The sequence below is a fragment of the Streptomyces sp. NPDC045470 genome, from assembly GCF_040646595.1.
Lineage (GTDB): Bacteria > Actinomycetota > Actinomycetes > Streptomycetales > Streptomycetaceae > Streptomyces.
The window spans coordinates 125,704-135,187 of sequence record NZ_JBEZAN010000019.1; the positions used below are offsets into that span (position 1 = coordinate 125,704).

Here is a 9,484-nt window from a genome sequence, read left to right on the forward strand (position 1 = left end):
TCGGGGGGGGCCACCGCCCCCCCCGCCCCCCCCTCTAGTGCCCCCCCCCCCGGCCTTTGTACCCCATCCCGCCCCCCCCCGGCGGGGGGGGGGGGCCCCCCCCCCCCCCCCCGCGACCGCGCGGCTCCTGCGGGGGTTGGTCCTTTCCCCCGATGTGGCCGGCCAGCCCGCTGCTGCGACTGCCAGGAAGGGAGCGGGCCATGCGCGGGACCGCCGGGCCCGCGGCTGACGGGCCCGGCGGCCGCACACCCCAGCCTCCGGCCGCAGGGACGCCGGCCCTGCGGCCGGGGCACCCCTTTGACCCCGTTCGACCAGGCAGGCCGCGCGCCGAGCCGACAAACCGACCAGGAGCCCCTTCGTGATCATGTCCTCCTCCGCACCGTCCGCCTGTCTGCGGGCCTGGGAACACGCCGCGCTGCGCTGGCAGTTGGTGGGCCCGGGCTGGGACCTCGTCCTGGTGCCCGAGCAGGTGGCCCGCCAGGCCGTGCGGGATCTGGACGCGATGTCCCTGGACCCGGTGGGCGCCGTCTTCGCGCTGGAGGGCCGGTGGGGGTTCTTCCTGCCGCCTTGGTCCGACGACCCGCCGTGGCCCGCCGGCACCACGTACCTGCGGGACGGTTCGGAGATTTACCTGCCGCCGCCGCAGTGGGTACGGGGCCTGGACGGCAGCGGCTGCGGATGGGTACGCCGCCGCGCGGACCGGCATCTGCTGACCGCGCCGCTGCTCCTGCAGCCGCTGGTGGCCGCCCTCAGCTGCGCCCCGCCGCCCGCCGCCGAATCCCCTGCAGCGGGCCGAGCCCGGCCGCCGCCCCGCCCGGCCCGCACATCGCCGCCAGCCGCCGCCACGCCGCGTGGCGGCACGGCCCCAGCCCACCGGTGCAGCCCCATGCACCCCGCCTTCCCACCCCCTTTGCCCCGCCCCGACGCTCTAAGGACTCCCGTGCCCAGACTGGAAGACCTCGCCCTGATCGGTGACCTGCGTACTGCCGCCCTGATCGACACCGGCGGCACCGTGCAGTGGTACTGCCCGCAGCGCTTCGATGCCCCCGCCGTCTTCGCCGCCCTGCTCGGCACCGGCGAGCACGGCTCCTGGCAGCTCGGCCCGGCCAGCGACGACGGCGCCGCCGTGCCGGCCACCCACCGCCGCTACCGCGGCGAGAGCCTGGTGGTGGAGAGCACCTGGATCACGCCCGACGGCACGGTGCAGATCACCGACTTCATGCCGCCCTGGGACGAAAGCGACGCTCCCGCCCGCATCGTGCGCATCGTCGACGTGATCAGCGGACGGGTCACCGTCTCCTCCCGCCTGAACGCCCGCTTCGGCTACGGCCGCACCGCCCCCACCGTGACCACCGTCGATGGCCGCACCCGGCTTGCGGCCGACGGTGACGGCCTGTGGCTCGACGTCGACGCCCCCCTCGTCTGCGGCGCCACCGTGCGCCTGCGGGGCAGGGGGCTGTGCCACGACCTGCCGCTGTCCGAAGGCGACCGCGCCTGTTTCACCCTGAGCTGGCAGCCCTGCGACCAGCCCGCCCCGCCGACAGCGCCCGGCCCCCTCGTCGCGCTGGAGGACACCCTGGCCTTCTGGCAGCAGTGGGCCAGCCAGTGCACCTACCAGGGCCCCCACCGCGACGCCGTCCTGCGCGCCCTGATCCTGCTGAAAGCCCTGACCTACGCGCCGACCGGCGCCATCGTCGCCGCGCCCACCACCTCGCTGCCCGAGGAGATCGGCGGCGGGCGCAACTGGGACTACCGCTACTGCTGGCTGCGGGACTCCGCGATCACCGCGTCCACCCTGCTGCGCACCGGCTACCGCGAGGAGGCTGAGCAGTGGATGCAGTGGCTGCTGCGCGCGGTGGACGGCGCTCCGGAACCCCTGCAGATCATGTACGGCGTCGCCGGGGAGCGGCAGCTGCCCGAGGCGGAGCTGGAGTGGCTGCCCGGCTATGAGGACTCCCGCCCGGTGCGCGTCGGCAACGGCGCCGCCACCCAGCTGCAGCACGACGTCTACGGCGAGGTCATCGACACCCTGCACCACGGCCGGGCGGCAGGCCTGCACCCGGCCCCCGTCGCCGCCCTGCAGATCACGCTGGTCGAGGCGCTGGAGAAGACCTGGCGACAGCCGGACGAGGGCATCTGGGAAGTGCGCGGGCCCCGGCGGCACTTCGTCCACTCCAAGGTCATGGCCTGGGCCGCCGTCGACCGCACCGTGCGTCTGCTGGAGGAGGGAGGCATCGACGGACCGGTGGAGCGCTGGCGGGCGCTGCGCGAGGAGATCCACCAGGAGGTGTGCGACCGCGGCTACGACGCCGAGCGCAACACCTTCACCCAGTCCTACGGCTCCCAGGAGCTGGACGCCGCACTGCTGCTGATCCCGCGCGTGGGCTTCCTTCCGGCCGACGACCGGCGCGTGCTCGGCACCATCGACGCCGTCCAGCGCGAGCTGTCCACCGCCGACGGCTTTGTCCTGCGCTACCGCACCGCCGGGGCGTCCGCCGGACTGGACGGCCTGGCCGGCGACGAAGGCGCGTTCCTGCCGTGCTCGTTCTGGCTGGCCGACGCCCTGGCCATGACCGGCCGCACCGATCAGGCCCACGCGCTGTTCGCACGGCTGCTGGCGCTGCGCAACGACCTGGGCCTGCTCGCCGAGGAGTGGGACACCGGCGCCCAGCGCCAGGTCGGCAACCTCCCCCAGGCCTGGTCCCTGCTGACGATCGTCGACACCGCCCTGACCCTCCACGAGGCCGCCCTGGCGCCGGAGGCCGCGTCATGAGCGTGCTGGCGCCCGACCCCGGCCTCCCGCCGGCCATCGCCAGCTTTCTGGCCGCGGCACGGGGCCACAGCGGGGCACGCCGTCTGTGGTGCCTGCGTCAGCTGCAGGCCGACGCCTTTCTGGACGGCCGGGAGCCCGGGTCCGTCCGGGTGGCGCCGTACGCGCTGATCCGGCCCGGCCAGGACCCCGCGGCCCGCCTCGCCCAGGCCCGCGCCGTCATCGTCCGCGCCGGCTGGCAGGCCGTCACCCCCGCCGTCGACACCACCGGCCCGACCGACCCGGCCACCCGTCCCGAGCTGGAGCGCCTGTTCGCCGCCGTCGCCCGCGGCGAACTCGACGGCCTCGTGGCCGCCTCGCGCACCGACATCTCCCCCTACGACGCCCCCTACGAGGCAGCCCTGCGGCGCCTGCGCGACTGCGGCGGCTTCCTCGCCCTGGCCCTCGACGAGACCGCCCCCTGACCCAGCCCATACAGCCCGCCACACGCCACAACCCGCACACGGAGCACCTGTGAAAGCCCCCGAACCCCTCATCACCGACCGCCTGCACACCGGCCAGCCCGCCTGGGTGCCCCGGTGGCGCCTCGGCGTGACCGTCGAGCCCGGGCAACTGCTGCTCATGCACTGGCAGCCTCCCCGCAACGGTGCCGTCGAGGAGCACACCTACGTCGGGAACGCCCCCGTCATCCGCTCGGGGACCGTCTTCCGGTTCACCCCCGACGGGGAAGTCCTCGACGCCCGGTTCGTGCCCCGCAAGCAGCTCAGTGCCTACGTGCCCGAGGACGGGGTCGAGCGGGTCGACGCCGCGCTGGAGGCTCTCAGCCGCGGCCGGCCCTGCTACCTCGCCGGCCGCGCACGGTGAGCACGTCCGTGCCGTGCCGCGCCGTGCGTAACACCCACGGCAGGCCCGCCGACGCTCCCCGCCACCTCCCACCCGCCATCGGACAACAGATGCTGACGATACGGACGTTACTGCTCCCCCGGGCCCGGCGCAGACCGGCGCCTCGCACGGTGTGCACCGCCCACCCGGTGACCGACCACATCGGCGGCACGGACTCCGGAGCGAGCGTCACCTGGGCCAGACCTCCCCTCGGCCCGGCACCCGGCGCCGCGGTGCGGTGGCGGTGTGAGCTGCGGGAGACGCCTGCTGAACCGCACACGGCCGGGCCCCGGCGGGACACCGGCGCCGGACCGGCTCCCTCGGCGGCCGTGGCGATGCGGTGGCTGACCACCTCCCTGCTCACCGTCTGTCCCCTGCTGTCCGCGCAGCGCTCCGAAGCGCTGACGGACTGGGCCAAGGACCCCTGGGTCCGCGACGTCCTGATGCGCGCGCTGGACCGGCTCGCGCTGTCCGTCAGTGTCGAGGTCACCGATGACCGTGGCGCGCTGACCTGGCACGTCGAGCCTGTGGCCGCCGCGCCTCCCGCCGGCTCCTGGCTCACCGACGCGGCGGCTGCCCCCGCGCACGGCGGGTGCGCCTGTACCACGCGGCCCGGTGACCGGCACGAACGACGCGACATGAGCGCCACCCCCGGCCAACTCCCCTGGACGGGCGCAGCGTTTCGGCTGCGCACCGCCGCCAGCTCCCCTCCCCTTCACCTCAGAGAGTTCTCCTGATGCAGTCCCCGCCCTCCGCCAAGGCGCCCGATCCGGCCCAGCTGCTGATCGGCATGTATGTGAAGGCGTTGCGCCTCGACCGTGGCCTGACCCAGCTCCAGGCCGCCGAGAAACTCGGCATCCACGCCTCGACGCTCGGCAGGATGGAGCAGGCCAGCGTCCGCCTGCGCCTGGATGTCGTCGAACGCCTTCTGCGCTGCTACCAGGTGCCCGGCAACCGGATCCGGCCCGTGCACACGCTGCTGGACGCAGGCGGCTCCCGTTGCTCGGACTCGATGCCGGGCTGGTCCGAGCGGCTGGCGGCCTGCGAACGCCAGGCTGCCGCTGTGCGCGTCTACAGCGGCCGCCTGATCCCCCCGGTCCTGCGCACCCCCGCCTATGCCGCCGCCGTGCTCAGCGCCGCCCCGGATGACGGCGAGCGGGCTGCCGCCGCTGCCCGTCCGCCGGTGTCCGGACAGCGCCTGACGGTGTTCTTGCACGAGTACGCCCTGTGGCCCGTCTCGTCCGACCCCGCGGTGCTGCGCGAGCAGTTCGCTCATCTGCGGCAGGCGACGGCTGCCGGGCACACGGACATCCGCATCGTGCTGGCGACAGCGCACGCCCCCGTCGGCCAGGGCCACACCCTGAGTGAACTGGTCTTTCCCCACGGGCACGGTCCGTTGTACGTCGTCGAGAACGACCATGCCCTGTACTGCACCGGTGCCGACGGCGGCAGCGGCAAACGTGCTCTCCTCGATGCCCTGCACACCTGCGCGCAGCCTTCCCGCCGCACCCCTGATCTGCTCGATGCGGCACGGGAGCGCTGGCTGGCCCGATGCGTCGCCCGCATCGGCCGGCAGCCGCAGGCCCCGCGACGCGGCCGCACGGGCCCCCAGGGCGACAGTCCGCCGCCGTCCGCAGATGACCCTGTGCAGCGGGATCCGCCGCCTGATGGTGCCCCGCGCTCCTTGAGCGGGCCGCACCGCCTCCCGGCCGTCCGGTCCACGCACCGGCCACGCAGGACCAGGGCGGCGCCCGCATGACGGTGCACCTGCCGATCGTGCTCCTGCTGCTGGCGTGGGTCTGGTTCCTGATCAAAAAATGCGGGCTCAAGCCATTGCACGCCCTGCTGGCCATGTTCCTGGGCTTTCTGCTGAGTGAGTCCTCCCTGGCACCGGCCATCCGGAGCCTGCTGACCACCGTCCAAAAGGCACTGGAGGGCCTGCACCTGTAACCCAGCCGGTCACCGCGCAGCGGCGGCTCATCTCCGCACCGTGCCCGGGCCCTGCCCCGTCTGGGTGCGCCGCTGAGCGGCCCTCAGCGTCGGCTTCCACCTCTCCCCCGCCAGCACCCGCCTGACCTGTTCACACCGAAAGGCAACCCGTGTGACGTCCCCCCTTACCGCGCTGAGCTGGAACATCGAGAAAGGCATCAAGGGCCAGCAAGCCGCCGCCTGGGTGCGCGCCCAGCAGCCGGACATCTTCTTCCAGCAGGAACTACCGCCCGACCAGCTCACGGCCCAGGCCGAGCGCCTGGGCATGGACGGCTACATCGCCCCTTGCCACCCCGGGAGGGACGACGACCTCCGCGACCGCCACCGCAACGCGATCTTCCTCAAGCGCGGCGGCCCGCTCGCCTTCGACGAGGAGTTCCGCCAGACCTGGATGCCGTGGAGCATCGCGGCGAACCTCACCGTGCGCCTGCGCGACGCCGACGGCACGCTCAGCCCCCGGCGCATCTCCTGCGTCAGCGGCCAGGCCTGCTACTGGAACGCCGGACACCGGCGCGACGAGGCCCGGTGGTGCTCCACCCTCGCCAAGCCCGGGTGGCTGGCCGTCCATTTCTGGGACTGGAACAGCTATCGCGTCGGTGACGGGCCCCAGAACTGGTCGCAGTACACCGACCACGCCTACGTCGCCATGCGCACCTACGACCACGGTGGCCGGCGTTACAGCGATGACCGTCCGGACCGCGAGATGCTGGGGGCCGGGTACGTGGAGATGGCCTGCTACGCGGCCAACAGGCTCCAGCAGCTCAACGCCACGAAGGCGGCCTCCGGCTACCGCCGCCGCCCCGGCCGCCCGCCCGGCCGGCGGTACTGCATCGACCGCGGCTACCTCAGCGCCGAACTCACCCCCGCCCTGACCGGTTTCGAGGTCTGCGACACCGACGGACTGCGCCAGATCTCCGGCCACCTTCCGCTGCGCGCCACCTTCGACACCGCGGTCCTGCGCACGGTCTTGCACCGCGACGCAGCAGCCTGCCCCCCTCACCAGAACCGTCACCCACAGGCGCCCGCCTGCCAGGAAGGAACGCTTACCGCATGACCCGCAAGAGCGACGACACCCTGACCGTGGTCAACTGGAATCTGGAGCTCAACGGCAAGAACGACCCCGCGCTGCGCCGGGCCGCCCACGCACAGGTCAAGGACCTCAAGCCCGACCTGCTGACCCGCCAGGAGATGTGGGGAGCCGACGCCGACGGCCACACCCTGTTCCACGACGACAAGCGGGCGCTCGGGCTTGAAGGGGAAATGGGCCCCGACGCGTGCACCGCGCTGTTTTTCACCCCGCGGCTCTTCGCCCCCGTGCGCGACTGGCACCAGGCCCGCGGGCCGAAATGGGTTCTGCCGCCGACCGCGCTGACCCTGCGCTACCTGCCCGCCGGCGACGACGCGGTCCCCTTCGTCGCCAGCTCCTCCCACAGCCCCTATGCCAGCTCCACGCAGCGGCTCCTCGAAGCGGAGTGGCTCACCACTCTCGCGGACAAGGCCTGGCGGCGGCCGGACGGGACGTGGTGCACGCTGCCCGTGCTCATCGCCGGGGACCACAACAGCTACCCGGAGCCCGGCGTGGCCGGCGACCCGCCCCTGCCCGACCTGAACAACATCAAAAACCGGGCGCACCGCGTGCACCGCACCTTCATCGGGCCGGACGGCAAGCGCCACATGGACATCCGCCCCGACCAGACGCTGCGCGCCGAAAACCTGATGGAGGACGTCGCGCGCTACTGGGCCACCGCACCGCACGGCAGCCCGAAAGCCGTCGCCCGCACGGTCAACGCCAGTTCGACCCATGGCCCCGACGCCCGGATCGACCGTGCCTACGTCACCCCCGAGCTGCTGCCCGCGGTGACCGGCGTGGACGTCATCGACGTCGACGAAAGGCTGTCCGACCATCACATCATGCGCATCACCCTGGACGGCCCGCTGCTGGGCGAGATCCTCCGGCAGGCCGCCCACGGCGCCTCGCGCAACTGAACCGGCGACCGCACCGTGCAGCCCTCCGGGAGACTCCAGATGCCCCGCACCACCATGCCCGCCGGCAGCGCGCCGCCACCGCAGGACGAGCCGCCACCCGCCCCGCCGTGAGGCTGCTGCCCGCAGTGGCGAACTCGACGCCCGCCGCACCCGCGCTGCTCCGTCCTTAAGGCCGTTTCCCGGGCGCCCGGCCCCGCACATACGGCCGCCCAGGCGCTGTGGCCCCTTCCCGAATCCCCGGACACGAAAGACGTACTGCGATGAACGCGCACGATACGGCGGTGACGGCCGCCGCCCTTGCCCCCGCGCTCCGGCCCTGGCTGGCGGCCTGGCTTGCCCGGACCACGGGCGCTGCACAGCCCGCCGGCCGCTACGCCACCTTCTGCACCGGCGCACGGCGCACACCGTCCTGGCCAGCGGTGCTCCCCGTGCTGCCCAGTTGCCCGGCGTCCGCCCCGGTGCCGCCCCGCCAGGCCGTTCGCGGGCCGGCGGCCGCCGGGCCCGACGCCATGCAGCAATCCCAGCCGCGACTGCGGCCGAGCGCACCCCTGCGGTCTGACGCCGCACCGTGTGCGCGCTCCGGCACCCGTACCCACCTGCACAACGGCCATGCGCAGTAACGGCGCACCGGCCGGGTCGTCCGCGGTGCTCTACATCTGCCAGCCCGGAGCGGACACCCTGGCGAAGTCCTTGCTGGCCCGGCTGGAACGCCACGCCCGGCTGCATCTGCGCCTGAACTCGCAGACCTTCCGAGACAGCAGCGAGCCCACAGTCGACCTCCATAGCCGCCCCTGCTGGAAGCACAGGATCAAACCGATGCTGGAGGCGGCACAGACGCGTCCGGGGCACCTGGTCGTTTCCTCGATGGACCACCTCGCGCTGACCTGCGGAGCGCAGCGGAAGGTGTATCGGTGGGCATACAGCTTGGGGGTCGCGGTGCACTGCGCCGACCCGCCGTCGTTCTCGGCCCACGACTTTCTGGGCGATGCCCTGGATGTGCTGGTCAGGCTGGAGGAGGCATACCGGCTGACGCGCCGCCTGCGCCACGCGCAGACCGAAACGGTCCTGACGGCCTGCGGTGAGCTGCGCAAACACCTCGACGATTTCCTGCCGCTGGCACGACAACGCCAGGCAGCGTCCGCCGGATGTGCCCGGCTGCACGCCGCGATCCAGAACGGCGGACAGCTCCTGGCTCCTGACACCCGCTTACGTCCGCGCGAGGAGCTGTACCGCCTGATCCACTGCCTGCGCACGGTGCTGCCGCCGGAGCTGACCGGCCCCTGGAACGACCCGTGGAGACCTGCGCCGCCCCCTCGCACAGACCCGACGGCGACCTAACCCGTCTCTGCCTGCCCCGCTGCGGGCGCTGACGCCGCACCACCAGACCGGGCCAAAGACCGCCCCGGCCGCCCCGCTGCCCCCGGCAGTTCCACGCCACCCCGCAGCGCTGGTCTGCTGCCGGACGCCGGCGGTCAGACGCCTGCAGCGCGCAACGGGCCCAAGGGCCTCTTCGGCCGCTTTCCTGACCGCGGCCCTGGCCCGATGAACAACCACAGCCACCTGACGGACGTAAAGGAGAGGGGCCTTGCCGCCCACCACCCCCGCCTCCCTGTTCCCGCATCAGCGGGAGGCGGTAGACGCCGCGCGCAAGACGCTGGCCCAAAGTTCGCGGGCCACTGCGGTGATGCCCTGCGGGACAGGCAAAACCCGGGTCGGAGCCGAGGTCGCCCACCATCTGGAAGCCGCGGGCGAGGGGCACCGTCTAGGCCGTTTCCTTCAGATCATCGGATCGTTGGTTGATGTGTGTCGTTGACTGACGCCCAATGGGCACGCATCGAGCCGTTGCTGCCGGATCGG

10 protein-coding genes are annotated in these 9,484 nt (G+C 73.2%); all 10 read left to right on the plus strand.

Features of this window, described 5'->3' with window-relative positions; translation table 11 throughout:
* Window positions 1-886: 886 nt before the first annotated feature.
* Window positions 887-2,773: a glycoside hydrolase family 15 protein gene (locus tag AB0A97_RS34890; RefSeq protein ID WP_361157858.1), complete on the plus strand. Its 1,887-nt coding sequence runs from the start codon at window positions 887-889 to the stop codon at window positions 2,771-2,773.
* The gene (locus tag AB0A97_RS34895) at window positions 2,770-3,234 is read left to right on the plus strand and encodes a hypothetical protein (protein WP_361157822.1); all 465 of its coding nucleotides are present in this window, start codon (window positions 2,770-2,772) and stop codon (window positions 3,232-3,234) included. The genes AB0A97_RS34890 and AB0A97_RS34895 overlap by 4 nt, the downstream gene beginning before the upstream one ends.
* A gap of 49 nt (window positions 3,235-3,283) precedes the next feature.
* The gene (locus AB0A97_RS34900; protein ID WP_361157824.1) at window positions 3,284-3,634 is read left to right on the plus strand and encodes a hypothetical protein; all 351 of its coding nucleotides are present in this window, start codon (window positions 3,284-3,286) and stop codon (window positions 3,632-3,634) included.
* A 167-nt stretch (window positions 3,635-3,801) separates the two neighbouring features.
* A complete protein-coding gene (locus AB0A97_RS34905; RefSeq protein ID WP_361157826.1) occupies window positions 3,802-4,389 on the plus strand; it encodes a hypothetical protein in 588 nt (195 codons plus the stop codon).
* Entirely contained in the window at window positions 4,389-5,411 is a 1,023-nt protein-coding gene (locus tag AB0A97_RS34910; RefSeq protein WP_361157828.1) for a Scr1 family TA system antitoxin-like transcriptional regulator, read from the plus strand. Before AB0A97_RS34905 ends, AB0A97_RS34910 begins: the two co-directional genes overlap by 1 nt.
* A complete protein-coding gene (locus AB0A97_RS34915; protein WP_361157830.1) occupies window positions 5,408-5,602 on the plus strand; it encodes a hypothetical protein in 195 nt (64 codons plus the stop codon). Before AB0A97_RS34910 ends, AB0A97_RS34915 begins: the two co-directional genes overlap by 4 nt.
* Window positions 5,603-5,753: 151 nt before the next feature.
* Window positions 5,754-6,695 carry a hypothetical protein gene (locus tag AB0A97_RS34920; protein ID WP_361157832.1) on the plus strand — a complete coding sequence of 314 codons (942 nt, stop codon included), beginning with the start codon at window positions 5,754-5,756 and terminating at the stop codon, window positions 6,693-6,695.
* Window positions 6,692-7,627 (plus strand): endonuclease/exonuclease/phosphatase family protein, encoded by a 936-nt coding sequence (locus tag AB0A97_RS34925; RefSeq protein ID WP_361157835.1) that lies wholly within the window; start codon window positions 6,692-6,694, stop codon window positions 7,625-7,627. The genes AB0A97_RS34920 and AB0A97_RS34925 overlap by 4 nt, the downstream gene beginning before the upstream one ends.
* 609 nt (window positions 7,628-8,236) lie before the next feature.
* Window positions 8,237-8,965, plus strand: coding sequence for a hypothetical protein (locus AB0A97_RS34930; protein WP_361157837.1), 729 nt, complete (start codon window positions 8,237-8,239; stop codon window positions 8,963-8,965).
* A 247-nt stretch (window positions 8,966-9,212) separates the two neighbouring features.
* Window positions 9,213-9,440 carry a DEAD/DEAH box helicase family protein gene (locus tag AB0A97_RS34935; RefSeq protein ID WP_361157840.1) on the plus strand — a complete coding sequence of 76 codons (228 nt, stop codon included), beginning with the start codon at window positions 9,213-9,215 and terminating at the stop codon, window positions 9,438-9,440.
* The last annotated feature ends 44 nt before the right edge of the window (window positions 9,441-9,484 follow it).